18 protein-coding genes are annotated in these 26,028 nt (G+C 65.6%); 9 read left to right on the top strand and 9 right to left on the bottom strand.

Annotated features, from left to right (window positions below; all coding sequences use genetic code 11):
* Positions 1-3: 3 nt before the first annotated feature.
* Both BLV39_RS43215 and BLV39_RS42540 read right to left on the bottom strand, forming a co-directional pair.
* Positions 4-150, bottom strand: coding sequence for a hypothetical protein (locus tag BLV39_RS43215; protein ID WP_176985138.1), 147 nt, complete (start codon positions 148-150; stop codon positions 4-6).
* A gap of 114 nt (positions 151-264) precedes the next feature.
* Positions 265-504, bottom strand: coding sequence for a glycoside hydrolase family 5 protein (locus BLV39_RS42540; protein WP_143049933.1), 240 nt, complete (start codon positions 502-504; stop codon positions 265-267).
* Between the two features lie 23 nt (positions 505-527).
* Here BLV39_RS42540 and BLV39_RS29605 point away from each other — a divergent pair, with 23 nt between their 5' ends.
* From BLV39_RS29605 to BLV39_RS29595, 3 genes are all read left to right on the top strand, one after another.
* A complete protein-coding gene (locus BLV39_RS29605; RefSeq protein WP_090799934.1) occupies positions 528-3,647 on the top strand; it encodes an AfsR/SARP family transcriptional regulator in 3,120 nt (1,039 codons plus the stop codon).
* A gap of 296 nt (positions 3,648-3,943) precedes the next feature.
* Entirely contained in the window at positions 3,944-10,687 is a 6,744-nt protein-coding gene (locus BLV39_RS29600) for a polymorphic toxin-type HINT domain-containing protein (protein ID WP_143049932.1), read from the top strand.
* Positions 10,684-10,926 (top strand): DUF2283 domain-containing protein, encoded by a 243-nt coding sequence (locus BLV39_RS29595; protein ID WP_090799932.1) that lies wholly within the window; start codon positions 10,684-10,686, stop codon positions 10,924-10,926. Before BLV39_RS29600 ends, BLV39_RS29595 begins: the two co-directional genes overlap by 4 nt.
* 242 nt (positions 10,927-11,168) lie before the next feature.
* Here BLV39_RS29595 and BLV39_RS29590 read toward each other — a convergent pair whose 3' ends face one another.
* Positions 11,169-11,417, bottom strand: a complete 249-nt coding sequence (locus tag BLV39_RS29590) for an ATP-dependent DNA ligase (protein WP_176985137.1) — start codon at positions 11,415-11,417, stop codon at positions 11,169-11,171.
* Between the two features lie 1,317 nt (positions 11,418-12,734).
* On the opposite strand from BLV39_RS29590, the gene BLV39_RS44405 reads away from it, so the two are divergent.
* From BLV39_RS44405 to BLV39_RS29580, 3 genes are all read left to right on the top strand, one after another.
* Positions 12,735-14,315, top strand: coding sequence for a hypothetical protein (locus tag BLV39_RS44405; RefSeq protein ID WP_244895846.1), 1,581 nt, complete (start codon positions 12,735-12,737; stop codon positions 14,313-14,315).
* A 355-nt stretch (positions 14,316-14,670) separates the two neighbouring features.
* Entirely contained in the window at positions 14,671-15,438 is a 768-nt protein-coding gene (locus BLV39_RS42535) for a hypothetical protein (protein ID WP_143049931.1), read from the top strand.
* Between the two features lie 376 nt (positions 15,439-15,814).
* Positions 15,815-16,012: a hypothetical protein gene (locus BLV39_RS29580; RefSeq protein ID WP_090799930.1), complete on the top strand. Its 198-nt coding sequence runs from the start codon at positions 15,815-15,817 to the stop codon at positions 16,010-16,012.
* Between the two features lie 204 nt (positions 16,013-16,216).
* Here BLV39_RS29580 and BLV39_RS29575 read toward each other — a convergent pair whose 3' ends face one another.
* A complete protein-coding gene (locus BLV39_RS29575; RefSeq protein ID WP_090799929.1) occupies positions 16,217-16,399 on the bottom strand; it encodes a hypothetical protein in 183 nt (60 codons plus the stop codon).
* 148 nt (positions 16,400-16,547) lie between these two features.
* Complete coding sequence (locus BLV39_RS29570) at positions 16,548-16,913, bottom strand: nuclear transport factor 2 family protein (protein ID WP_090799928.1); 366 nt, start codon at positions 16,911-16,913, stop codon at positions 16,548-16,550.
* Between the two features lie 1,133 nt (positions 16,914-18,046).
* Here BLV39_RS29570 and BLV39_RS29565 point away from each other — a divergent pair.
* Positions 18,047-18,349: a hypothetical protein gene (locus tag BLV39_RS29565; RefSeq protein ID WP_143049930.1), complete on the top strand. Its 303-nt coding sequence runs from the start codon at positions 18,047-18,049 to the stop codon at positions 18,347-18,349.
* A 279-nt stretch (positions 18,350-18,628) separates the two neighbouring features.
* On the opposite strand, the gene BLV39_RS29560 is transcribed toward BLV39_RS29565, so the two are convergent.
* From BLV39_RS29560 to BLV39_RS29545, 4 genes are all read right to left on the bottom strand, one after another.
* A complete protein-coding gene (locus tag BLV39_RS29560) occupies positions 18,629-19,918 on the bottom strand; it encodes an FAD-dependent oxidoreductase (RefSeq protein ID WP_090799926.1) in 1,290 nt (429 codons plus the stop codon).
* Positions 19,915-20,472 carry a TetR/AcrR family transcriptional regulator gene (locus BLV39_RS29555; protein ID WP_176985136.1) on the bottom strand — a complete coding sequence of 186 codons (558 nt, stop codon included), beginning with the start codon at positions 20,470-20,472 and terminating at the stop codon, positions 19,915-19,917. Before BLV39_RS29555 ends, BLV39_RS29560 begins: the two co-directional genes overlap by 4 nt.
* A gap of 299 nt (positions 20,473-20,771) precedes the next feature.
* Entirely contained in the window at positions 20,772-21,443 is a 672-nt protein-coding gene (locus BLV39_RS29550; protein ID WP_090799924.1) for a response regulator, read from the bottom strand.
* On the bottom strand, positions 21,440-22,714 hold the full coding sequence (locus tag BLV39_RS29545) for a sensor histidine kinase (RefSeq protein WP_090799923.1): 1,275 nt from the start codon (positions 22,712-22,714) through the stop codon (positions 21,440-21,442). The genes BLV39_RS29550 and BLV39_RS29545 overlap by 4 nt, the downstream gene beginning before the upstream one ends.
* A 233-nt stretch (positions 22,715-22,947) precedes the next feature.
* On the opposite strand from BLV39_RS29545, the gene BLV39_RS29540 reads away from it, so the two are divergent.
* Positions 22,948-23,628, top strand: a complete 681-nt coding sequence (locus BLV39_RS29540) for an ABC transporter ATP-binding protein (protein ID WP_090799922.1) — start codon at positions 22,948-22,950, stop codon at positions 23,626-23,628.
* A complete protein-coding gene (locus BLV39_RS29535) occupies positions 23,625-26,003 on the top strand; it encodes an ABC transporter permease (RefSeq protein ID WP_090799921.1) in 2,379 nt (792 codons plus the stop codon). The genes BLV39_RS29540 and BLV39_RS29535 overlap by 4 nt, the downstream gene beginning before the upstream one ends.
* Positions 26,004-26,028 lie beyond the last annotated feature (25 nt).

The raw sequence follows: 26,028 nt of genomic DNA, 5'->3' as shown, positions 1-26,028 counted from the left end.
CGCTCAGCCGGTGATCACCGGCCAGGCGTATGCGAGCAGTGCGCAGGCCGCGCCGAGCAGGGCCAGGGAGAACCCCCGCGTCCGCAGGGGCAGGGCGGCCAGCACGATCAGGATGACGGCGAGAACGTAGAGGAATGCCTGGACCGACATGGGGTTCTCCCTGGGGGTGGTGTACCGATGGCCGCCCCTCGTACCCGCCAAGGCGTGCTGGCGAAACGTTTCCTTCCGGGCCGTGACTGTCGCCGCGGCCCGGAAGGGTCGCCGTTACCTCATGCCGGCGACGACGATCGGTGCATGGCCGTGCAGGTAGGCGTTCCAGCCGCCGCTGACCGGTGTTCCGGCGGCCAGCAGGTTGGTGGAGTCAGTGCCGGTCGACAGTTTCCACGCCGTCCACGAAACGCCGTTGGCCCTCATCCAGTCCAGCCAGGCTTGCGCCTCCGGCTGGCAGACCCGGCCCCCGCCAGGCCTTGCAGCCGCTCTCCTCTTCGCCACCATCACGTCCATCGTTTAGCCTGCTGGCGGGCGCCATGCGGCGCTCGTCGATACGTCATGACTCAACCCGTGAGGAACAGATGCGCTTTCGGGTGCTGGGCACGCTCGAGATCCGCGTCGGGCAAGGGTGGGTTCGTCTCGAGCGCCCTCGGCGTCGCGCTGTGCTGGCCTACCTCCTGCTCGCGCCGAATCGCGCCGTCACCGTCGGCGAGTTGATCGAAGCGATCTGGGGCGCGCTGCCGCCCTCGACCGCGCGCAGTCAGATACAGAATGATGTCGCTGCCATCCGTAAGGCCCTCCTGGCCTGGGGCCAGGCCGAGACCATCGTGACCACGACCGGCGGGTACAAGCTGGTTAGCGCAGCAGGACACACTGATTACCAGGTGTTTCGGCGTTTGGTGGGAGAGGCGACGGCTTTCGCGGGGCGGACCAACTGGGCGGCCGCTTCCCGCAAACTGAGCGAGGCGGTGGCGCTTTGGCAAGGCACCGCTCTGGCTGACGTAGCCGCGGCGTTCGCTGAGCCGGCTCGGGCGGCTCTGGAGGAGCAGCGGCTGGACGCGATCGAGCGGCTGGCCGAGGCTCGGATCAACGTCGGCTATGCCGACGAGCAGATTCCGGTGCTGCGCGAGGTGGTGGCAGCGCAGCCGGAGCGGGAGCGTCCGGCTGTCCTGCTGATGCTGGCTCTGCACCGCACCGGCCGGCGAACTGAAGCGCTCGCGGTAGCAAGAGGGGTCCGGACGTATTTCCGCGTCCATCACGGCTTGGATCCGTCGCAGACGTTCATCGACACCGAGCGGAGCGTCTTCGTGGGTTCCGATTCGGTCGATGCGACGCCGCCGGGTTTGGCGGAAACCGCCGAGACGAGCGCCGCGGTGAGCAACGGCGCGGCGTCGGCGGTTCAGGCGGTGCCGAGGTCGTGGTTACCTCGATCTCCGAACGGGTTCATCGGCCGTGACGGTGTCGTTGAGCGGTTAATCAGGCACGTGGACGAAGTGGTTCACGCCGGCGAGAGTCTTGTCTGGATGATCGACGGGATGCCAGGGATCGGCAAAACTACGCTGGCCGTACATGCGGCACGCCTGGTCAAGGATCGCTACCCGGATGCTCAACTCTTCATCGACCTGCAGGGGCATGCCGAAGCATCGGCCCGCAAAACGAGTGTCGTTCTACGGATGTTGCTGGGCCAGCTTGGGTTCCCCACCGCCGCCCTGCCACCTGGGGCGGAAGGAAGGGCGGCGCTGTGGAGGGATGAGCTGTCGCGTCGCCGGTGTGTGGTGGTACTCGACAACGCCGCAAGCTCGGAACAGATCGAAACGTTGCTTCCCGACGCGCCCGGAAGTCTAGTGATCGTGACCAGCCGGAGAAGACTCACCAACACCACCGCTGCATGGTCCGAATCGCTTCCGGTCCTGACGGGCAGCGAAGGCATTCAAATGCTGGCCGGAATCGCGGGCCATGGACGTGTGGGCGCCGAGCCAGAGGCTGCTGCCCAAATCGTCGAGCTGTGCGGTCACCATCCGTTGGCGCTGCGACTGGCTGGCGCTCGGGTGAGCCGTCGCACCAGCTGGAGTCTCGCCGATCTGGCGGCGCGGTTGCGGAACGGGTCCGCGCTGTCCTACCTGTCTGCTGAAGACCGCACGGTGACAGCTGCCTTCAGCACCTCGTACGAGAAGCTGACCGTTGGCGCGCAAAACGCGTTCCGCGTGATCGGGGCGCTACCGGTCGATGACGTGACGGCGTACACCGTCGCCGCCGCGACAGACGGCGCCGTCGAGCAGTCCCAGCAGGACCTAGACGAGCTTGCCGATGCCAACCTGCTCGTCGAGCACGACGTAGAGCGCTATCGACTCCACGATCTGATGAAGAGCTACGCGGCGAGTCTGGCGAACGCGATCGATCCCGCAGAGGTTCGAACCGGCTGGATAGGCGGCTGTTATGACTACTACGCGGCCGCGTCCGCCTTGAGCCTGTCTCCGGGTGGGGCGTCCAGCGGGGTTTTCCAGTACTTCGAGACGGCTCCGACGCTTCGCCGAGAGCTCACTCCTGCAGACCCTGGACCCGGCTGGTTCGCTGAAGAGCAGGCCAATCTGCTTACCTTGATTCGCTCAGCGCCAGCGTTGGGCCGCCACGAACGCGGCGGACAGCTGGCAATGGCGGTGTGGCGACACTTGTACAACAACAGCGCGGTCGAGGAGATCGTAGAAACACAGACGATAGCGTTGGAGGTCGCCAGGGCATTGGTCAATGACAGCTTGGCGAGCGCTGCTCACAACTATCTCGCCTCCGGATACTTCACCATGGGCAAACTCGGCCTGGCTGAGCGACACCTGCGGGAAGCACTCGAGATTCGCCGTGGAATCGGCGACTGGAGTGGTTTCTATGTGAGTCAAGGGAACCTGGCAACAGTGTATCTGGTGCAAGGGCGCATGTCGGCCGCAGCGCGTTTGCTGGAGGAAGCCATCGCGCGTGATTCCACTCTGGACATGGTTCCGAGTTGGCTATCGATGCTCGGCAAAACCTATGCGGAGCTGGGCCAATCAGAGAGGGCATTGCGTACGGGCCGAACCGCGTTGTTCCTCGCTCGTCAGACGACCGACCTTCGTAGACTCCTCACCGCGCTCGCTGTGCTGGGGGAGACTCGACTTCGTGCCGGGCAGCCGGCGCCGGCACTTCGGATTCTGCGTCTTTGCCTGGCCCTTCACCAGAGACAACGGAATTTTGACGCCGTGGACGTCCTGAACGACCTCGGAAACGTCTACCGCGAGCTCGGCATGTACGACCAAGCCGAACGACATCACCGCCAGGCCCTGGAGGCGTCCACGTCGACCAGAATTAGGCACGTGTCCGCCAAGATTTTCAACGACCTGGCGTACACGCTGATCGCCTTTGGGAAACCCGGCGCGATTGAGGCTTTCGAGCAGGCATTGCAGTTGGCAGCCGCTATCGGGAACGAAGGCGAACGGGCTCGCGCGTCCCACGGCATGGCCATCTGCCTGATCGACGAGGACCCCGAACAGGCCCGGCAGCATCTCAAGGTGGCGTTGACCCTGTTCGAGCAGGAGGCACCTGAGCAACAGGACGTGGCCCGCCGACTCACGCACCTCGACCAGGGCGGCAGCCCAGCGCTTGGACCGAGCAAATCTGGCGGCGGTTAGGCCCACCGGACGCCAGGAGGCGCCGCGCGAGGACGCCGTGACTCGTTGGTCGCGCCATCCGTACGCCATCCGTTTGCGATCTTCAAAGTTCCAGCTCCCAGCCATGGACGGCCACCTCGGCGGGTGGTGGACGGTTCACCGCGTCTTGCTCTTCGCGCTAGGTGGGGTTTCATGTGCGCACCAAGGCTCTCGTCGGGTGCGCGCTGGTCAACCGCTGACGACCCAGTTGGGTCGACGGTGGTGACGGGCATGTTGCTGTCGCGGGGAGCTGCAGTCTCGGTACAGGGAGACGCCTGATGTCTGTGGCCCGTAGCTTCGCCGTGATTCTGAAACGCCCACGCATCGCCGCGGTGATGTCAGCCGTGATGATCGCATCGCTGTTGGCAGCACCGGAGGCGGCCGCTGCCCCACCGGGCGGCACGTCCAGCCCGGACATCTCGCAGCGGTCGGTGCCGACGTCGCCGCATAAACCAGCGGCGGTGTCGGAGTCGTCGATGCCGCAGTGGACGCCTTCTTCGCCGAAATGGCCGGCGGCGTCGCTGCAGGAGGTTGACCTGCCGGCCGCGCCGGCTGCGGGCGCGCGTGGGCGTCTTGCGCAGGCGGGATCTGGGGTGGTGTCGGTCGGTCGGCCGCAGGTGGACGCGGCGGCTCGGTCGGCAGCGTCGGTGCCGGCTCGTGCGTCGGTGGAGGTGTTTGACCAGAAGGTGTCGAAGGCCGCGGCCCTCGACGGTGTGTTGTTCCGGGTGCAGCGGGCGGACGGCGGCTCGTCGTCCGGGCCGGTGGCCGTGGATGTGGACACGTCGGGTTTCGCGGGTGCGTTCGGTGGTGGCTGGCGTTCGCGGTTGATGGTGGCCCGGTTCCCGGCTTGTGTGTTGACGACGCCGGCGGCCGAGGGGTGTTCGAGCCCGCAGCCGGTGGAGTCGTCGCGGCTGGACAACCGGACCGGTCACGTGTCCGCGGTGGTCGACGCTCCCGCCGTTGATGCCCCCGCTTCTGGTAGCCCGCAGCAGGCGGCGCCGGATCCCGCGATGAGTGCGGGTGCGCAGGTGTTGGCGGTGATGGCGGCGCCGTCGTCGGACACCGGTGACTTCTCGAAGACGTCGTACAAGTCGTCGTACGAGTGGACCGCGGGCACGTCGGCCGGTGACTTCTCCTGGTCGTATCCGATGGCCGTGCCGCCGGTCCCGGGTGGTCTGCAGCCGAGTGTCGGGTTGTCGTACAACTCGGGTTCGGTTGATGGGCAGACGGCGGGGGAGAACGTCCAGCCGGGCGCGGTCGGTGAGGGCTGGGACCTGCAGACCGGCGGCTACATCGAACGGGCGTACCGGCCCTGCGCGGACGACATCGACCACCACCCTTCCTGGGTCGCGATGACCGGGGACCTGTGTTACAGGTTCTCGAACTTCCGCCTCGTGTGGGGCGGCAAGTCCACCGAGATGATCCCTGACGCCAACGGGACGTGGCGGTTGGCCGACGACGACGGGGAGAAGCTGGAGCAGCTGGAAGGGGCGAGCAACGGCGCGACCGGTGAGCACTGGCGGCTGACCACCGCTGACGGCACCAAGTACACGTTCGGCCTCAACCGTCTGCCGGGCTGGTCGACGGGCAAACGGGAGACGCACTCGGCGCTGAACGTCAAGGTCTTGTTCAACCACGCGAACGAGCCGCTGTACAACGCGGCGGGCATCCGGGACTCGTTCGCGTACGTGACGTGGCGGTGGAACCTGGACTACGTCGTCGATGTGCACAACAACTCGATGGCGTACTTCTACGACAAGCAGACGCAACGTTCCGGCACGCTCGGCCATGGGGAGTGGTTCCAGACCTACGATCGCTCCGCCGATCTGAACCGCATCGAGTACGGCATGCGTGCCGGCACCGAGCTCGCCACCGCGACACCGCCGGCGAAGGTGCTCTTCACCAACAACGAGCGGTGCTTGAGCGACTGTGGGACCTTCGCTGCCCCGAAAACTGCGAATTGGCCGGATACACCGTGGGACCTGGACTGCTCGACGTCGGCCTCGGCGTGCCCGGAGAACCTCGCCCCGTCGTTCTGGACGTCGAAGAAGCTGGCGAAGGTCACGACCCAGATTTGGACAGGCACCGGCACCACCTACAACAGCGTCGACGAATGGGCGCTGACGCACGATTTCCCGTCTACGGGTAACGGGACCGACCCGGTGCTGTGGCTGCGGTCTATCCAGCGCACGGGTAGGGCCGGTGGTACCGCCCTGACCCTGCCTGAGGTGCGGTTCGAGGGCGTGCGCATGGACCAACGTGCGGACTACGACCCGGGCGCGACAATGGCCCAACCACGCAAGTTCCGGATCAACGAGGTCAAGACCGAGACCGGCGGGCTCATCGGGGTCAAGTACACCGGTGTCGGCGGCGGCTGCCAGTTCGGGGGGACGTTCCCGACCCCGGAAAACAACCCGCGCCGCTGCTTCCCGAGGTTCTTCAAGCCGCAGACCGTCGAGGCCGGCTTCGGCTGGTGGCACAAGTACGTCGTCGAAAGCGTCACCGAGAAGGACCTCGTTGGCGGGTCGCCCGACGTCGTGAACAAGTACGCCTACAGCCTCGACGCGGCGTCCACGTCAGTGTTGTGGGCCTACGACGGCGGGGCGTCGATGTGGGCCACCGCCGGCCGGGAAGGCGGGGACGAAGACCGATACAAAAAGTCGTGGGGTGACTGGCGCGGCTACACCAACGTCACCATCACCACCGGACCCGACGCGGGTCCTAAGACGGTGACCAAGAAGATCTTCATGCGCGGCCTCCGCGGCGATCTGACCGACGTCGGTGAGGACCGGGTCTCCACCGTCACGAACTCGATCGGAACGGCGTGGCCGGACAACCGGTGGCGACGCGGTTGGCTGCTCGAGGAGCAGCACGTCGACTCCGCAGGACAGATCCAGTCGAAGACGATCTACGAGCCCGTGAATTTCGAGACCGGCATACGGTCCCTGTTCGGATGGGTGATCCCGGCTGACCAGCGGTCGATCATCAGCCGGAACCTGGTCACCCGCACCTACACCTGGCTCGCGGGCGCCACACCACCTCGGTTCCGCGAGACCGCCGTCGAAAACACCTGGGACCCGGGCCGCGGCTACCTACTTAAAACCAACGACCGCGGCGACGTCGCGTTGAGCACCGACGACCGCTGTACCGAGTACTGGTACACCGACAACACCACCGGCGGCCGCTACCTCATCGGCATGCCCAACCGGGTCCGCACTGTGGGCGTCGCCTGTACAGCGACGCCGTCGTTCCCCGCCGACGCCGTCTCGGACATACGCACCTTCTACGACGGTGCCACGACCCACGGCGCCGCGCCCACCAAGGGCCTCGTCACCAAGACCGAGGCAGCCACCTCGTACACCGGGTCAACACCGAACTACATCAAAACCTCAACCATCGGATACGACACCACGTACGGACGAGCCACTTCCGTCGCCGACGCGTTGGACCGGACGGGCACCACGACCTACACCCAGGGCACCAACGGCCTGGACGCCACGGTCAAGGTCCGCAACCCCATGCCGGATACGAACAAGCAAGAGATCACCACCACCCTCGACCCCACACGCGGGCTACCGATCACGGTCAACGACGCGAACGGCAAGGTCACCACGGGCCAGTACGACGCGTTGGGCCGCACCACGAAGGTTTGGCTGCCCGGCCGGGAGACGAACCTGACCCCGAACACCGAGTACGCGTACGCGGTCACCAACACCGCACCGAACTCCATCCAAACCAAGACCCTCAACCCGGCCGGCGCCCAAATCTCATCATTCGAGTTCTTCGACGGTCTGCTCCGGCCGCGGCAGACGCAACAGATGTCGCCGGACGGGAAAACGACCGTCTCCGATAGCAAATACGACGAGCGCGGCCTCGTGAACAAGATCTCCGCGTTCTACGACGGCAACACCGCCCCTGGCAACGCCCTGCGCAACTTCGCGGACTCCAACGTCGAGACACAGAACCGGTATACCTACGACAGCCTGGGCCGGCAGTCGACGGACGAGCTCTGGTCTCTCGACACCCGCAAATGGTTGACGACCGCGACCTACGACGGCGACAGAGTCAACGTCGACCCACCGGTCGGCGCCACCCCGACGACCACAATCACCGACGCCCGCGGACGCGCCAGTGCAGTCTGGCAGTACGCCGGCTCAGGCCCATCCGGGACACACGAGGACACGTCCTACGCCTACGACGACAGCGACCGTTTGACGAAGGTGACCGACGCTGCCGGCAACCACTGGGACCACACCTACGATCTGCTCGGCCGCCGCACCAAAACCGTCGACCCAGACGCCGGCACCGCCACCAGCACCTACAACAACGCCGGCCAACTGATCACGTCCACTGACGGACGCGGCGAAGTCCTGTGGCGCAAATACGACGAGCTCGGCCGACAGACCGAACTTCGCGACGACTCCGCCACTGGCACCCTGCGGGCTTCGTGGATCTACGACACCCTGGCCAAGGGCCTGCCCACCTCGTCCACCCGGCACACCGGCGGCAACACCTACACCACAGCCGTGACGGGATACGACGCCAGCTATCAGCCGCTCGGAACCACAGTCACCGTGCCGGTCAGCGAGGTCGGCCTCGGCAGCTACACCACCTCGGCGACGTACAACGTGGATGGTTCCATCGCGACCGCGACCCTGCCAGGTGGTGCCTCGGTCGGTGGGCTCCCGGCCGAGACGCTCGTCTACGAATACACCGCCGCAGGAGCGGCAACGACGATGAAGGCGGGCAGTGCCACCACCTACGTCGGTGGGACGACCCTCGCGTGGGACGGCCAGGTTACCCAGCGTCTCCTAGGCACCGGAACCAAACAGGTCCGCCAGTCCTACGTCCTGGAAACAGGCACGCGCCGCCTGAACACCAGCGACGTCGCCACGCAAAACCAGGCCGACACGACCAAGTGGGACAGCAAAACCAGCACCGCCTTCAAATACGACGACGCCGGCAACGTCCTGTCCATGGACGGCACCACCAACGGCGTGCTCGACCAGATCGAATGCTTCAAATACGACCACCAACGCCGGATGACCAACGCCTGGACCCAGGCCGCCACCGGCTGCACCACCACACCGCAGCGCACTGGTACCGACCCCTACCAGGTCGCCTGGACCTACGACGTCACCGGCAACCGTAAAACCCAGGCCACCACCACAGCGGCAGGCACCACCACCGCCACCAGCACCTACCCCGCCGCTGGGGCGCCGCAGCCGCACGCGGTCTCCTCCGTCGCCTACACGGGGGCAGCAAGCCGTCCCGGTGACTCCTTCGGCTACAACGGCGGCGGGTTCACCACCAGCCGAACCGTTAACGGCACGACCCAAACCTTGACCTGGGACGCCGAAGGCCACCTCGAAACCACCACCCAGGCTGGCCTGACCACCAGTTACGTCTACGACGCCGACGGCAACCGGATCCTCCGCCGAGACGCCAACGGCACCACCCTCTACCTCGGCGACACCGAAATCCACCGCAACGGCACCGCCGCCTCAGATGGCACCCGCTACTACTCACACAATGGCGACACAGTCGCCGTCCGCACCATCGCCGGCCTGACCTGGCTCTCCGCCGACCACCACGACACCAACCAAGCCACCATCAACTCCGACACCCTGGCAATGACCCGTCGCCGCACGATGCCCTTCGGCGAACCCCGCGGCAACCAGCCAGGCACCTGGCCAGGTCAAAAAGGTTTCGTCGGCGGCACCCTCGACCCGACCGGCCTGACCCACATCGACGCCCGCGAATACGATCCCACTTTGGGCCGTTTCATCAGCGTCGACCCCCTCTTCGACCTCTCCGACCCGCAAAGCTGGAACGGCTACGCCTACGCCAACAACAGCCCGGTAACAAGCAGCGATCCCAGCGGCCTGGGCCGCATCGACGATGGCATGGACAGCAATCCCGTCAAGCCACCGCCAGACCCGCCCACGCCACCGAAGGGCGACGACGGCGGAGGCACGAAGCCGTCCAAAGAGGACGTCGACAAAGCGCACGACATTGAGGACAAATCCACACTCGATGTCGTGATCGAAGCGGCCGGCCAAATCGTCATCAGCCTCCTCGGGATCGACAACATCATGGGCTGCATAGACGGAAGCGCTGCAGCATGCTTCTGGGCAGCCCTCGACGTCTTCCCCGTTGGCCGAGCGTTTTCTCTCGCCCGCCGATCAGGGGAGCTGATTAGCGGCATCGCAAGGGCCATAAAAGCAGTAGGAGCTCTGGCTAAAGAACGCAAATGGGCGAGAGAAGTCCTCGACGCAGAGAAGGCTGTGCAAAAGGAGGCCGACGACCTCCTTGGGGCGGCGTGCAAGGCAAACAGCTTTGCGGCGGGAACGTTGGTACTCATGGCCGACGGCAAAACGAGACCCATCGACCAAATCGAAGTCGGAGACCAGCTTACGGTCACCGACCCAGAGTCGGGTGAAACAACCGCCAGGAAGGTGACCGAGCTTCACGTCAACATCGACGTGGCATTGACGGACCTCACGGTTACTACCGTTAACGGGGTCGAGACAGTTGTAAAGACGACCGACGAGCACCCCTTCTGGGTACCAAGCCGGGGCGAGTGGGTCGGTGCAGCGAACCTTCACGACGGCGTTACCCTGGACACCCTCGATGCCTCAGGGGCCGTGGTTCGGAAAGTAACCACATACAGCGGCCCGGTCACCATGTATAACCTCACCGTTGACAACATCCACACCTACTATGTCCTCGCTGGCGTTACGCCAATCCTTGTCCACAACTGCCCTGAAGACCTCCCTGGCGACCAATTTAGTAACCATGCGCGTGATCGCCTCGCGAGTCGCGAGGTAAGCGAGGCGGAGGCCCGCAGGGTCCTCGACAGAGAACCTTTCCCGTACTGGCACGACGGCCAATGGAAGATGGGCTATTATGATCCGGGTTCAAAGATATTTATTGGAAAGACGATTGACGGAAACATCAATACAGTCATAAGGAACGTGGATAGAGGATATCCTTCGCGACTCCAGAGAGCTAGGCCATGACCGAATTTCGCGTTACGTACGATCCTGGCGCCAATGCTGCATACGTGTATCTCTCGGATCCGCAGAGTCGGGTCGCATCAAAAAAAGTATATGCATGTGATCCGATCGAGGTCGGCGGCATGATCAACCTTGACTTTGATGAAGAAGGTCGCCTTGTCGGTATAGAAGTGCTAGCGGCAAGATCGAAGCTCGCACATTACGTACTCGATGGGGCAGAGGCTCCCGGGGGCGATTCCTGACCCGGGTCCGCGACCTCACCCACGCGGCGGCACCGGGCAATAGGCAAGCGCTAAACGCCCTAAAGATGGTTAAGCAGACGGCGCACAAGGAAAGGGTGGGAAATGACTGGCGGCAAGAGTTCCTGCACACCGTCCACGAGGAGTGGTAGCGACTTGCCGATCGACATTTAGCCTGGCATCACGAAATGCGCCGGGTACTCGCGCGCAAGCTGCAGCACCCGCCGGCCGGTGCCGGCACGTCGTTACACCAGGGAGAAGCTGCTGCGTTGGCGGGCTTCGTCCCAGACGACGAGCCCGCCGTCGAGGACGACACCGGGTGGCACGCTGCGGCGCAGGACGCGGGTGATATCGGGGAACTGCCCACCGATCGGTTTGCCGTTGCGGGTCTGCAGCTGCACCCGGCCTTCGCGGACCGAGGCCAGGCATCGCCATCCGTCCCACTTCGGCTGATACGCCCACGCCGGCCCGACCGGAAGCGTGCTGGTGGACACGGCCAGCATCCGGCTCTACCGGGTGGCGCGGTCGCGTCGGCCGGGGATCGTCACGGTGCCGGGCCGCCCGCCCGACACGCGGATCTTGCCACGACCCGCTCGTCGAACGGATGAGCGCAGCGACGCAGCTAGATTCCCCAGCGTCAATGCGGACACACCTCACGGCTGATCGCCTCCCACGCCTCCGCCGTCGAAAAGTCATCTCCGGCCGGTTGGCAGGGCGGTGGGCATGCTGTGGCGTGATCCAGAACTTGGTGCCCGCAAGCGGGGGACCGTGGCTTCAAGACACGCTGGACGATCAGCTCGGATCCCGATGATGCAACCCACAGACCTTCATCGGGGTCCGGCACATGATCCTGCTGGAAGTTGGATGTCGTTCATCGCCGTCGCCCAGGGACCGTCGCCCAGACCGTCGATCACACATCGAGCACACAAGTGTCCATATTAGACATGAGGAGAGCTCCGATCTGGCATGAAACGCCAGTTCAGAGCCTTCATTGGCGGTGCGCCGCCGGGAACCCGCAGAACACCCCAAACCGCTGACCAGCACTTGGGCAAGATCGTGATCGAACAGCGCGTCGCGCTGTCATCAGGGTAGCCCCGCGCGAAAGATCACCGACTGTCGGCGTACCGGTCGACCCGGTAGAGGAGCGACTGGCGCATGGAGCCAAACCCGCGGGTTCGGGTTGTCCGCATCGAAGATGGCGGACGGAGCTCGAACCCGGGTGGTCCCGACGGAGCTCGAACCCGAGTGGACCAAACGTGGCACAATCCAAACTGCATTCCCGCAGCTCAGGGCCAATTTGTGGCCGTCGCGCCGGTCCGGATCCGGCGGTCGTAGCGCGATCACGGCGCAGGTTCGAACCCTCGGCGGGTCTCCCCGAACATGGGGACGGCTGGACATGCCCACGGACGTGGCCGTCAATAGCGGCACCTGGCAGCTGACCTGATCGCGTCCCGGTATGCAGCGATCGTCGCTGCTTCGGATATTCAGGCGGGCCTTCGTGAAGGGCGAAGGTGGAGAGCGGCCAACGAACGCCCTCCATGCGCTTCGACGCGCGGGGGTTCACATCTCGCGGGATAGCGATCGGCGATGATGGTTAGGTGTCAAACACTTCAGGTGCCGGCCCAGTCGAGCATCGGACGCCGACTGAGGGCACGATCAAGCAGCTCTACGGCACGGCATGGCGGTGCGGCGAGCCAACCTGCAAGAAGCCCCTTTACCGGCTGAACGACGAGACAGGCGAGTACATCCTCAACAGCCGCGTTGCTCACATCCACGCGCGTAGCCAGGGCGGCCCTCGCTGGGACCCGGGCATGTCCGAGGCTGACAACCGTGATGCGTCGAACCTGATTCCGCTCTGCGAGACACACGCCTGGGAAATTGATCAAACTTCTCAGCACTTTACGGCGGACCTGCTAAGGGAGTGGAAGAAGGAACAGCTCGCTGAGTTCCAAGAACTACAGCGATCATGGAACCTGACCGATGCCGAAGCGGCGGACGTCGTAAGTGCGTCGTTCTCTGTGCGTGATCATGGTCTGGCGACAGCTGCCGCGTCAACAATGCTGGCAGTGGCTCGTCAATGTGGCGCAATCATTGAGAGCGGTCATCAACAGCGGGCTGGCGTCAAGATTGCCGTCGACGACTGGCGACTGATGCGCAGGCGTGTCAGTCGCTCTATGTTGATCTACGACGCGAACGGCGAACGCTTGACGGTCGAGCCATCCCGGGCGGAGACGCGACTTTACGCAGAGGCGCTAGACAATGCCTTGGCAGCGGCCGTGGTTACGCTCAGCGCTCCCTTCGTGCAGCTAAGCGCGGAGCTTCACGCAGCTAAGGCTGTGGATGAAGCACTGACGCCGTGGTGTGACTGGGTTGAAAGGTGCGCCCGGCGCCTGCTTGATTCGGCCGGCCGCTGGCCCGGACGCCCTCCAGAGGGCACCGACGATCAGCTATGGGCCGATTCAGTTAACGAGCTTAAGCGCGCCTCATTATCTCTGACCGCAACTTGGAAGGGTGTGACGGCCGAGGCACCGCCTGTGGAGGCGCCACCACAGCCGGAACCAGAAGAGACAGACGCCGAGCGATTGGTTCGCGAGCATCACGAACTGCTTGAAGCCGCACGCCCGTGGGCGCGGGTGACTCATCGCCCATACGACCGTGACCTTTGCGAGCGTCTAATGGCTGCGACAGCGGTTGCGGTGAACCTGCCACCGATAATCTCGCTAATTCCGGTTGGGCTGGATACCACAGCTAGTCTTGCTGCGAAGGTCGCTCGCAACGCTGACGATCATGATTTTCGAGAGGTAATTGCGCGCAGCGTTCGTCTGGAACCACTTGCGGCTGCGGTTGCGGTTCTGCGCGAGCTGATGTTTGTAGCACGAAAGGCAGAACGGACTCAGCTTGAGGCTGAATCGAGTGCAGAAATAATGACTTTGCTGGTGGCTGCACCGTGGTCCTTGGCTGCGACGTGGACCGCAAACGCGATGCACGCGAGACGAGTGCTCTCATGGACGGCCGCACAGATAGGCGATGAGGAGATTCAAAGCGTCATTGTTGAACTGCTGACTGATCAACCGCAGACGTTGGATCCGGTACTAGTCGGCGTTTCTACTTGGAGCGAGAGTGTCGGAGGCGAAGCATCTCCGCGCTGGGCAAATGATATTGAAGATCTGCCGCCGTGGTTCCCCGTCGGCAATGTAGCCGCATTGATCGCTGAGCAGTTGCCAGATGTACAGCCGCTCGATGATTATGAGAGCCATCGGTATGGCAGCGATGTCGAGCGGCTGAGCGCGCGGGTGCTGTGGATTGCACAAAAGTTAGAGCATGGTTCAACCGGCCAAGAAGACAACGAGCTAGCGCGGGCAGCGCACAAGACGAGACCGACCAGGTCCTAGAACGGTGACCACGACACCGAGCCCGCGGGGTGGGACTCAACGGCAACGTTGGGTCCGAGCATGGGAAGCCTTGGGCAGCATCCGCACCAGGCAGACTGTCGGTACCAGGTGGATCCGATCTTGTGGTCCTAACGAGTCACCTCCGCTGCCATGTGAAGGGCTCGGGTCTGACTCAACCGGCGCGGCGGCGCGTAGCTTAGTGGTTGAGCTCCTGCGGGACTCGCTGACGACGTAGTAGAGGCCTTACGTGCCGGCGGCTAGGTGGCTGGCGACGAGGCGCCGCGGTGCGGCTGCGCTTGGAGTGGTCCTCCTGTCGGCGTCGCACGCTCCTTCGACCTATATCTATACTACCCCGGTGAATGGTCTTTGGGGAAACATCCCACAGTGGGTTAGTTCGGTTGGCAGTTCCGTCTCGATCTTCCTAGCTCTCTATATTATTCTTCGCGATCGAAGGGCAGCTGATCGAGAGCAGGCAAGCGCCATCGCTGCTTGGATTGAGAAGTTGGTCGTTTACCACATCAACGACCAAGAACATGAAGTAGCAGTTGAAAGGGTTACCGTCTTCGTGCATAACGGATCAGACTTGCCAATCACCAACGTTGGGATGGTCTTTCGCGCAATGACCAAGCGCGAGGTCAAGGCGACCGCCGACCCAATCTTGCAAAGCCGGTATCGTCCCGAATCCAAATGGGGACCATTTGGAACATCAGCTATAAGCAAATCTGACGGCATGTACGCAAGCAGCCTTGCCCCAGATGGCTCTCTAACTTGGAGCGAGGCGCCCGAAAGCGACGAATCGCACCGATCGGTGCGCGTCCCGCTCGATGCATACAGAAGATGGTTTCGGTTCGTTGATGCAGCCGGACGAGTGTGGTTCCGGGACGTCGACTCCGGAGAGTTGCTCGCTGGAAAGAGGCGCAAAACCCGACGCATTTTGCGCGGCAGCGTACTCCCTATCCCGAATCTGTTCTTCGAGCGCGGCATGAGGCAGTCATACCACGATCGCCCCCTGCGCGCGATGAATGTGCTATTCATTCGTACAGTTTCTCTACCTTACTGGATGGGAAGTGAAGTAAAGCGCGTCTCGCTGCGGATGACGCGCCGGGGAGCGCGTTCGACCTAACGACCAGGCGCACCTTCTGTCAATAGTCACTACCCAGGCGCCGGCGACCGTGCTACCAGACGGCGCGGCAGATCCGCTAAACATCAGCCGCCCAGCGCCTACTTGGCTGATGTTCGGACTTTCGCCGCGTGTCCGCTTCACAGACACGGACTAGCGTGGTAGCGAGGACGCCGAAGACGCTGGCGGCGATGCTAAGGAGGCGAGTCAGACGCACGGTTCAATCCTCGCTTACGGCTGTAAATCATCGGAAGCAGGACACGTAGGTTGGGGAACTCTCCGCACACGACTGTAGAGATTGACGATGCCGACCCGCGTTTGATCTCGTGCAGCTGTCATAGCGGACGCGTGCGTGCCGTGTCTGCCGGAGGTTGCCTCAATGGACGCGCTGCACACCTACGCGTTCCTCGTCCCCGTTTCCTGCACGATGATCTGGGCGGTGACCCGGATCGTCCTCGTCGTGATCGTTCTGCGCGGCACGAGACCGTCCGAGCGGGCGCAGGTTCTTCGGGCGATGGCCCTCCTCGGTCGCTCGCCGCTGGCCCCACGGTGTAGCAACCAGCCGCCGCCTGAATGAATCCGCACCAAATGGCGCGCGCTCACCAGGATGCGTGCTGCTGTCGTGACGGTGCCGGTCCGGCACTGGCACCGTCACGACGCGCCATCTACAGGCCCAGAAGCACCGAAACCTCACGTTCTCGGTTGGCCATCGCGGAGGTGCTGACCGTTCCTTTCCGAGGATCGCCGGCGTGCGCGAACGGACCCGGGAGGCTAACAGTTGTCACGGTGTGATCGACGCCTGTTCCGTCAGGCGCCGTTCGAGTGGATGCGCCAGTCCGGAGACTTCGGCCTGCGGTAGAACACCTGTGAGCAGTTCGGTGACGGCTTCGACGACGTCGACGCCGTACAGAAGGCACTCTCCCCGTTCCTCGGCGTCGGCCCGATCCTCGACCAGCCGGCGCACCTCGTGCCATACCCGGCAATCGTCTCGCCATCTGGCGACCGGCAGGCCCGACAAGGCCTCGACGACACGCTCAGCGGCCCGCCGGCAAGCCGATTACCCGCCCGCGGGCCCACCACGGACGGGCGACCGGCCCGGGAGGTTGCGGTGGTCAGTACGCGGGATCGCTGTTCTTAATAACGAACAGGGTGACGATCTTGCCATCGCTGACCCGGAAGTAGTTCGTCATGATCAGTGGATCCGGCAGGTTGGTCTTGTCGTAGTCACCGTCGAACTTGCACCGAACAACGTGCATGCCGGCGTTGTCGACAGCCTCGACCGGTTCGAGGGTGACGTGATCGTCCATCATTTCCTTAGCGACCCAGGCACGGATGTGCTCTTGCCCCCAAAATTCGCGGTGAACGTCGTTGACCAACGCGTTTTCAGCGAACGTGGCCATGACGGCATCGATGTCGAACCTGTTGATGGAGGCGATATGGGCGGCTACTGTCGGATCAAGTGAAAGCTGAGTGCTCATGGGTGTTTCCTTCCGTGGCTCTCCTTACACGTCCACACTGACGGCTCCCCCTGCGGGAGAGTCAAGGACGAGGCTGTCGCCATCGTGGTAGATCCGCTGATCTCATGCCACTTCCGCAACGCCCCTCATCAGGCGCTCGCTGGAATCCGCTCATGCCGCTGACCGTGGGGATCCGCAGCCACCACCGGTGCGCAGGTTCGTGCCCGACCTCGAACCCGCGCCAGGCGCGCCGAGGCGCATCCATGTCCTCCCCTCCAAGGAGGTGGTCTTGTTGCACGAGGTCAGGCTCGGCCCGGCGGGCGATCGGTGGATCGGGTTCAGAGCTAAGTCCATGAGCCACCTGTAGTGCGTACCTATCCCGGGCCTAATGTCCTGCGCCTGGTCCCTGATAAGTGGGTGGGGGAGCGGCAAGTCTTGTGGCGCTTCGACTCCAGGCGCGTCGTCGGGCCGCGACCGTTCAGGCCTCCTCTGTCAAAGCAGCGGATTAGAGCGCAAACACGGTGATACTAGTGAGCACCCTGCGCTGCCGCTTGGTGCCGATCTTTCATGCTCTGTACAAATTGTGAGGCGCGAAGCATGCCGGGCACTGCTGGCGCGTATCACCGTGTTCCGGAACCACCGAGCACACATGGATCGCACATCGCGCGTCGTGGGAGCCAACGATGGATGAATGAGTTCAGGGCTGACTTACGGTCGCCCGGCCAGCGTGACAGCGCCTTGCGACTACCAGTGCACCCTCACGGAACGGCCGAGCAGCGACCGCGGCCCCGGCGCCGCGCGGCCTCGATTCGTTTACGACGCGCCGTTCTGCGCTTCTTGGCTCACCAGCGCTCCGCAAGGCACGTCATGCCCAACCGTCGGTTCCCGCGGTCGACCCGTGCCCATCGGCGGGTGAAGTCGTTCCTGCGCCGATCGCTGTACCCGTGGTTGACTCTGGGTGCGCGTCCAACCGGTGGCCGTCGCCCGCTCGCCCTCGCTGACGAACTGCCAGACGGTCCAGAACGCGACGCGCTGCGAGAAAGTGCTGCCGCGACCGCCGAGGAACTGGGACTGACCTGACTAATATGTTGACCCGGCCCGCGACGACAGCGCCGCACTATGCGACAGCAGACCGCGGTCGCTAGCGTGCGGGAATGGATCGTTCACGAGTCGCGTCGTTCGCCGCGGGGTTGCTGATCGCCAATGCCGCACCGCACCTGGCCACCGCCGTCACGGGCCGTCGGCACCTGACCCCACTCGCCGGCCGAAACTCCGGACCAGTGGTCAACGGCGTGTGGTCGGCGCTCAACGTGGCCGCCGGGGTGGGCCTGCTCGTGTGGTCCGCCGGCGGCAAAGGTTCGCGTTGGGATGCCGACCTGGTCGCGTTCGGGATCGGTCACGTCGCCTTCGCGGCCTGGATGGCGGCGAGCGAGGCGGTGGCGCCGATGAATCATTGAAGGACAGGGATCAGGCGAGGCTATCCGTCGGCAGTTCGACCGTGTACGAGGTGATGGCGGTCAATCCTCTCCCGCGAAGCGGTAGATGTCGCGCAAGGCCACGACGAAGCGTTGGCCTCCGCACTCACGTACTCCGCGGTGGAGTCGACCACAACGAAGTCCGGCCCGGTCGGTACGTCGAACTTCGTGAACGTGGTCGTGACGTCGGCGAGCCAGGCGGCCGACGCCTCGCACGTTCCCTTACGGCTCTGATGTGGAACGCCGACGCGACCGCGATTCCTAGGGCGTGCGGATCGGGGTGGTGACCGCCCGCTCCCATTGGCGAGGGGCGCTGACCTTTGCCCAGCTGTTGCCGAACGTCATGCGGCGAAGCGGCGCCGCCAGGTCGCAGAAACGGAACCAGGCGCGGCTAAAGAACATGTCGACCGGGTTGCTGGTCAGCCCCTGCCGCAGGGTCTCCATGGCCAGGTCGACCGCCTGGAAGCCGTAATCGCGCATGTCGGCCTCGTAGTCACCGATCGCGTCGAGTAGGGGTAGTTGGCCCTGGGCGACCTGCGACAGTTGCCGAGTGAGGAGGGCGGCGTCGCGCAGGGCGGTATTGGCGCCGTTGCCGCCGGTTGGCGGCATGCTGTGCACCGCGTCACCGAGAACGGTGACCTGGGAGGGCGTCCAGCGAGTTGGGCGGTCGGACGCCCGGAACGGGTACGCGCTCACGTCCTCCGGTGGGCACTGGTCGATGAGCTGGCGCAGTGCCGGGTGCCAGTCGGTGGTCAGGCTGGCGATGTGGGCCTTGAGCCGGGTGCCGTCGAGGCCTTCCGGGTGTGCGGGGAACTGGTCGTCGCGGGCGACGAAGGCGCACAGCAGGTAGTCGTCCCCGGCCGGCTGTTGACGTTCGAACGCCGAGGTGAACAGGAACTGCGGCGCGGCCGTCATGACGAGGTTCATGCCCTGGCCCAACCGGGCGGGCAGCCAGGTTCGGGTGTCCCGGTCGAGCGGCAGCTTGAGTCCGACGCCGATCGCGTGGGTGTCGTGGCAGGTGGCGGCGGGCAGGTATTGCGCGCGCAGACGGGAGTTGATCCCGTCTGCGCCGACAAGGATGTCACCGGTTGCCGTGGTGCCGTCGGCGAAGTGGGCGGTTGGGCGGCCGGCGGCACCGATCTCGTACCGGTCAAAGGTCTTACCATAGTGGACGGTGTCGCCGAGCCCGTCGAGGAGGATGCCGCGCAACGTGTGGCGGTCGACGGGGTAGGACCGCTCGGCGGGGTCGGCGACATGCGGGTACATGATCGCGTCCTCGACGACCACCAGCTCGCGAAGGTCGGTGCCGAGGAAGCCGAAGCCGCCACCGGGGCGGCCTGCGGTGTCCAGGAACACCTGCCATTGCTGGTCGGGCAGGCAGGCTCGCAGCGACCGGCTCCCGGCCGGGTTGATCGCGAGCCGGTAGCGGTCCAGCCGGTCGTCGCGATGCGCGTCGCGCTCGTACACCGCGACCTGGACCCCGTGTCGCCGCAGGCCCTGCGCGAGCGCGAGACCGCCGATGCCGCCGCCGATGATGACTACGTTGATCACTCTGAGGCTCCCCGTGAATAGAGGTCGCAGAGCTGCTTGACGACGACCTCGGCCGTATCGGGACGCAAGCGAAGGCCCTTGAGGGTGGCGATCACGAGCTCCACGCTGGCGTGGACGTCGAGGTCGACCGACCAGGTCCCCTGCTCGATGCCTTCGTCGAACAGCGCCACGAGCGCGGCCCGCCAGCCCTGCTCGTCATGTTTGATGTTGGCAGCCATCGTCACATCGCGGCGGGCGCGCAGGTCAAGCTCGTCGAGCACGATGAAGAGCTCAGGCCGTTCCGCAATAGCCGTGGCGATCGCACCCAGGTGGTGGCGCAGTCGCCCGGCGGGTTCCAGGTCGTTTCGCATGGATCCCTCGAGTTGGCTGGTCACGTGCTCGAGCACCGCGGCGATCAGGTCCTCCTTGGTCCGGAAGTAGTGGTGCAACGTGGAGTGGTCGATGCCGGCGGCGGCAGCGATCGGCCGCAACCGCAAGCCCTCGAAGCCTTCGTTCGCGATCGCCGCGAACGCCGCACTGATCAGCGCCTGACGACGGTCGGCTTGGTCAGCCATTTCCATGCACCTCAACCTCAACCAACTGGTTGGTGGACGGTAGCACTGACTGAGGCGATCGATCAACCAACTGGTTGGTGGTGCCAGGCGAGTCATATCAACTCGTTTTGAGATTGCCGCAGCCGTCCGGGTACACCACCGACCGGACCGGCGCCGGATCGACAGTGGTCGGATCACCCAGCAGGTCGGCCTCGCCCCTGACTCAGCAGGCGGTCTCCAAGCGCATCGCCGCCCTGACTGCCGCTTCTATAGGACCAATTCGGAGTCGGGCTCGTGTCGCCCTCGATACGAGGCCCTTACTACGTGGGTGTCGCCGGGTTGACCAGTCCAGTTGTGTACGCGAGGACGACGGCCTGTACCCGGTCGCGGAGTCCGAGCTTGGCGAGGATTCGGGCGACGTGGGATTTGACGGTCGCCTCGGACAGGCGCAGGTGGCCGGCGAGCTCGGCGTTGCTTAGACCCCGGGCGAGTAGTTGCAGCACTTCGATTTCGCGTCTCGTCAGCGTCGCCAGGTCGCGGTGGGAGGTGGGCGGGTCGGGGTCGCGGTGGGCGAACCGCTCGACGAGGCGGCGGGTGATGGCCGGGGCTAACAGCGCGTCGCCGGCGCGGACCATGCGGACGGCGGCGACGAGGTGCTCGGGTGTGACGTCCTTGAGCAGGAAGCCGCTGGCCCCGGCGGTCAGCGCCGCGTAGACGTAGTGGTCCAGGTCGAACGTCGTCAGCATGATTACGCGCGGCTCGTCGGTGGCTCCGGTGAGAATGCGCCGGGTGGCCTCCAGCCCGTCCAGTTCCGGCATCCGGATGTCCATCAGGACAACGTCGGGCCGGGTGCGCTCGACCGCATCGACGGCCTCGGTGCCGTCGGTCGCCTCGGCGACCACGTCGATGCCGTCGGCGTTCAGGATCATCCGGAAGCCGGCGCGGAGCAGCGGTTGATCGTCGGCGATCACCACCCGCAAGGGCTCGGTCACGTGTTCTCCAGCGGTATCTGTGCGTCGACGCGGTAGCCGCCGGTCAGGCGCGGCCCGGCGCGCAGGGTTCCACCGTAGACGGCGAGCCGTTCTCGTAGGCCAATCAGCCCCTGCCCGCCGCCGGCCGCAGCCGACGCGCTGGGTCCGCCGCCGGTGTCGGTGACCTGAACCCGCAGGTAGTCGGCGCCGTATTCGACGTGAACCGTCGCGGTGGCGCCGGCCGCGTGCTTAACCGTATTGGTCAATGCCTCCTGGACCACCCGGTAGGCGGCCAGCTCGACGCCCGCCGGCGCCGGGCGCGGCTGCCCGGTTCTGGTCATGGTGACCGGGACCCCGCTATCTGACAGCCGGTCGACCAGTGCGTCAAGGCGGTCCAGCCCGGGCTGGGGAGCGAGGTCCGCCGTACCAGCGGAGTCCGGCCCGGCGCTGTTCATCGTGAGTAGGCCCATGACGTGGCGCAGCTCCGTCATCGCGGCCCGTCCGCCGGCCTCGATCGCCAGCAGGGCCTCCCGGGTCTGCTCGGGGGCGGTGTCCAGGACCTTTCGGCCAGCGCCGGCCTGGACGATCATCACGCTGACGTGGTGCGTCACCACGTCGTGCAGCTCGCGGGCGATCCTGGCCCGCTCGTGTTCGGTGGCGCGGACCAGCGCCGTGATCTGGTCTCGTTCCAGTGCGGACAGGTGCGCACGGCCCTCGTCGGCGCGGTGCTTCCAGCGGCGCAGCCCGTCGGCCGCGATCAGGATCGGGAACAGGATCAGGAACGGGAGGACGGCGTCCGGGACGCGGACGGCCTCCGTGTTGCCGTAGAACAGCACCGCCACCAGCAGGCTCGCCAGTGCCGGTACCCGGTACGGGCTGTGCACCGCCGCGGTGAAGCCGGCGATGATGCAGGTGACGAAGGAGAGCAGCAACGCGACCGGGTCTGCGGCCAGCAACGGCGCAACGCCCAGCACGACCCACAGCATCGTCAGCGGGTACCGGCGGCGGAACACCAACGGTACGACCGTCAGGAGCATCAGGACTGCCCAGGTGGTCCGATGGAGGTCGGTCGGCACGATCTGATCCCGGAGCGGGGCGGGCAGCTGGTCGTACATCGTCGCCGGGGGTACGCGCCGGGTGATGCCGATGCTCCCGACAACGATGTACGTCAGCAACGCCAGGCCCGCGTCGACTGCCTGGCTGCGCCACGAAAGCCGTGGCAGCGTCCCGGGCGAGCGCAGGAGTCGCCCGATTCCGGCCCGCAGCCGGTCAGCCGCCGTCACGCTCGTCACCGGGCCATTATCGCGGCGAATTCCGGTTCGCGGCTTCGGCCGCAAGACCGGCTGGGGTCACATCGCTCGCCTAAATCTCAGGGATGAGATCGGTCGCGTCTCATCACGATGGGTGCCGGGGGCGCCTCCGTCGAACGGTGTGTCGCGACCGATGTATCCGGTCCGGAGTGGATCTAGCGTCTAGCCGGCCTGAACGTGGTCGGACCCGAGGAGGACCCACCGTGACTTTGCCGATGATCGAGCTGCGCGACGTGACCCGAAGGTACGGCGACGGGCCGCCCGCCTTGGGCGACGTGTCGCTGACGATTGCGGCCGGCGAGGCGGTCGCGATCCTCGGGCCTTCGGGCAGCGGCAAGTCGACGCTGCTGAACCTGGTCGCCGGCCTGGACCGGCCTAGCGGTGGCACGGTGACTGTGGACGGCGTCCGCGTAGACGAGCTCGGCGAGGCCGGTTCCGCGATGTATCGGCGCGCGAAGATCGGCATGGTCTTCCAGTTCTTCAACCTGCTCGACGACCTGACTGTCGCCGACAATGTCATGTTGCCCGCGCAACTGACCGGGATATCCCGCAGCACCGCGCAGCGCCGCGCGATGGACGTGCTTGGGGCACTGCGCGTCGACCGGCACGCCGCCGCCTACCCGGGGCGGCTCTCCGGCGGTGAGCGCCAGCGCGTCGCGGTGGCCCGGGCACTAGTGAACCGTCCGGCGCTGCTGCTGGCCGACGAACCCACCGGCGCGCTGGACAGCGCCTCCGGGGAGGACGTCAAGCAGCTGCTCCGAGAGCTGCACGCGGACGGCCAAACGATCATCATGGTCACCCACGATCTGTCGCTGGCCAACTCGTGTGCCACCCGTACCATCCAACTCGTCGACGGCCGCGTCGCCGTCGACACCGCGCGGGAGTCGGCCCGATGAGCGCGCTAAGCCGGGTGGTCCGCTCCGGAGTGGGGCGCCGCCGCGTGCAGACCGTCGTCATCGGACTGGTGGTGATGATCGCGGTGTCCGCGTCCGTGCTCGGCAGCACGCTGCTCGTAGCCTCCAACGCCCCGTTCGACCGGGCTTTCGCCCAGCAGAACGGCGCGCATCTGACCGCGTATTTCGACCTGACCAAGACCACGTCTGACCAGCTCACGGCCTCCGCGCAGGCCACCGGGGTCGCCGCGGCCACCGGCCCGTTCCGGACCGCCTCGATCCACCCGGTCGACGACAAGGACCAGCCGATATCGCCGCTGACGGTGGTCGGACGGACCGCGCCGGATGGTGCGGCCGTCGACGCGGTCACGCTGACCGAGGGGCGGTGGGCGACCGGCCCGGGCGAGCTGGTGGTCGTCAACGACGGCCGTTTCCCGCCACACGAGCGGGCGGTCGGCACGGTGTGGCGGCTGTCGGACCTGCCTGGCAGCCCGACCCTGACCATCGTCGGTGAGGCCCGTTCGATCAGCGCGACCGCCGACGGCTGGGTGGTTCCGGAGCAGATCGCGGCGTTGGCAACGTCGAAAGCGGACGGTGGCTACCAGATGCTCTACCGGTTCGCCGCCGCCGACACCGCCGCGCAGGTCGACGCCGGCCGCGTCGCGGTAGAAGCGGCACTGCCTGCGGGGGCGTTGACCGCGTCGCGGTCCTGGCTCACGACCCGGGAGGACGGCTCCGGCGACACCGCCCTGTTCGTGCCGTTCCTCATCGCGTTCGGGGTGCTGGGTCTGATCATGGCGGTCCTCATCGTCGGCAACGTGATTGCCGGCGCGGTCAGCACAGGGACCCGCAGGATCGGCATTCTCAAGGCGCTCGGGTTCACTCCGAGCCAGGTCGTACGAGCGTACCTCGGTCAGGCGTTGATCCCCGCCCTGACCGGTGCCGTGCTCGGCGTGATCCTCGGCAACGCGATTGCCATCCCGGTGCTGACGTTGACCAACGACATCTACGGCACGAGTGACTCCGGCGTCGCCCCGTGGGTCGACGCGGGATTGCTCGCCGCGGTGCTCGCACTGGTCACCGCGACCGCCTGGGTGGCCGCGTCACGCGCCGGGCGGTTGCGCACCGTCGACGCGCTCGCCGTCGGACGTACCCCGAAGGCCGGCCGCGGCCAGTGGGCAGCCCGGCTGACCGCGCGGATCCCCCTGCCCCGGCCGGTGACGCTCGGGATGGCCCATCCCTTCGCTCGACCGGTCCGGTCGGCGGCGATCGTCGCGGCGATCGCGTTCGGTGCAGCCGCCGTGACGTTCTCCTTCGGCCTGGCCGCCTCCCTCGCCGAGGTCCAGGCCACCGCGAGTCACGGCGACGTCGTCATCGGCACCGGCCGGCCGACACAGGGGACGCCCGGCGGAGATCCGGTCAAGGCCGACAGGGAACCGTCCAGGCCCGTCGTCACGCCCAGGTCGGCGCAGGACACGGCAGCGATCGTCAAGGCCATCACTACCCAGGCCGGCACCAGCGGCTACTGCGGTGTCGCTCAAAGTGAGGTGACCGTGGCCGGGTTCGCTGGCGCTCTCCAGATCCTCGGCGCCACCGGTAACAGTTGCTCGTCCGGCTACCGGATGGCCTCAGGCTCCTGGTTCGGCAAGCCCGGCGAGATCGTCGTAGCGACACCGTTTCTGACCGCTACCCAGACCCGCGTTGGGGACACCGTCGTGCTGACCGACCACGGCACGCAGATCGCCGTTCGGATCGTCGGAGAGGCCTTCAACGATGACCACGACGGCATGCAGATCCTCACTGCCGCCAAGACCCTCGCGACCGCCGAACCGGAGCTCTTCTACATCAATGTGGAGCACGGAACCGACCCGGAGGCCTATGCCGAGGCGTTGGAGCCCGAGATACAACAATTCGACGCGTACGCGATGACCGAGAACATCGGCACTCCCGAGATTGTCCTCATCATCAACGCGCTGACCACCGTGCTCAGCCTGATGCTCGCCACCGTCGCCGCGTTGGGCGTCCTCAACATGGTCGTCCTGGAGACCCGGGAACGCGTACATGACCTCGGCATTCACAAGGCCCTGGGCATGGCACCGCGGCAGACCATCGCGATGGTCATCGCCTCGGTCTCCGTCGCTGGCCTGGCCGGCGGTGCCATCGGTACGCCGGCGGGGGTGCTCCTGCAGCGGACAATCGTGACCGAGATGGGTCGCGGGGCCGGTTACCACCTGCCCGCCTCGATCCTCGACGTCTTCGGCCCGGTCGAGTTGGTGCTGTTCGGCCTCGGCGGCATCGTCATCGCCGTCCTCGGCGCGCTGCTGCCGGCCGGCTGGGCAGCGCGTACCCGCACCGCCACAGCGCTGCGCACCGAATAGAGCCCTTTACGCTGAGCATCCGAGC

Source organism: Asanoa ishikariensis, from assembly GCF_900107455.1.
In the GTDB taxonomy this organism is placed as follows: Bacteria; Actinomycetota; Actinomycetes; order Mycobacteriales; family Micromonosporaceae; genus Asanoa; species Asanoa ishikariensis.
The sequence above is the reverse complement of the archived record's forward strand: the minus strand, read 5'-3'. Positions and strand labels throughout refer to the sequence as shown.

Bases quoted from the DNA above. Each gene is read 5' to 3' on its own strand.
- BLV39_RS44405 (WP_244895846.1), top strand. From the start codon at position 12,735: ATGTCCGAGGCTGACAACCGTGATGCGTCGAACCTGATTCCGCTCTGC.
- BLV39_RS29580 (WP_090799930.1), top strand. From the start codon at position 15,815: ATGGACGCGCTGCACACCTACGCGTTCCTCGTCCCCGTTTCCTGCACG.
- BLV39_RS29605 (WP_090799934.1), top strand. From the start codon at position 528: ATGCGGCGCTCGTCGATACGTCATGACTCAACCCGTGAGGAACAGATG.
- BLV39_RS29595 (WP_090799932.1), top strand. From the start codon at position 10,684: ATGACCGAATTTCGCGTTACGTACGATCCTGGCGCCAATGCTGCATAC.
- BLV39_RS29535 (WP_090799921.1), top strand. From the start codon at position 23,625: ATGAGCGCGCTAAGCCGGGTGGTCCGCTCCGGAGTGGGGCGCCGCCGC.
- BLV39_RS29570 (WP_090799928.1), bottom strand. From the start codon at position 16,913: ATGAGCACTCAGCTTTCACTTGATCCGACAGTAGCCGCCCATATCGCC.
- BLV39_RS29555 (WP_176985136.1), bottom strand. From the start codon at position 20,472: ATGGCTGACCAAGCCGACCGTCGTCAGGCGCTGATCAGTGCGGCGTTC.
- BLV39_RS29540 (WP_090799922.1), top strand. From the start codon at position 22,948: ATGATCGAGCTGCGCGACGTGACCCGAAGGTACGGCGACGGGCCGCCC.
- BLV39_RS29600 (WP_143049932.1), top strand. From the start codon at position 3,944: ATGTCTGTGGCCCGTAGCTTCGCCGTGATTCTGAAACGCCCACGCATC.
- BLV39_RS42540 (WP_143049933.1), bottom strand. From the start codon at position 504: ATGGACGTGATGGTGGCGAAGAGGAGAGCGGCTGCAAGGCCTGGCGGG.
- BLV39_RS43215 (WP_176985138.1), bottom strand. From the start codon at position 150: ATGTCGGTCCAGGCATTCCTCTACGTTCTCGCCGTCATCCTGATCGTG.
- BLV39_RS29565 (WP_143049930.1), top strand. From the start codon at position 18,047: ATGGATCGTTCACGAGTCGCGTCGTTCGCCGCGGGGTTGCTGATCGCC.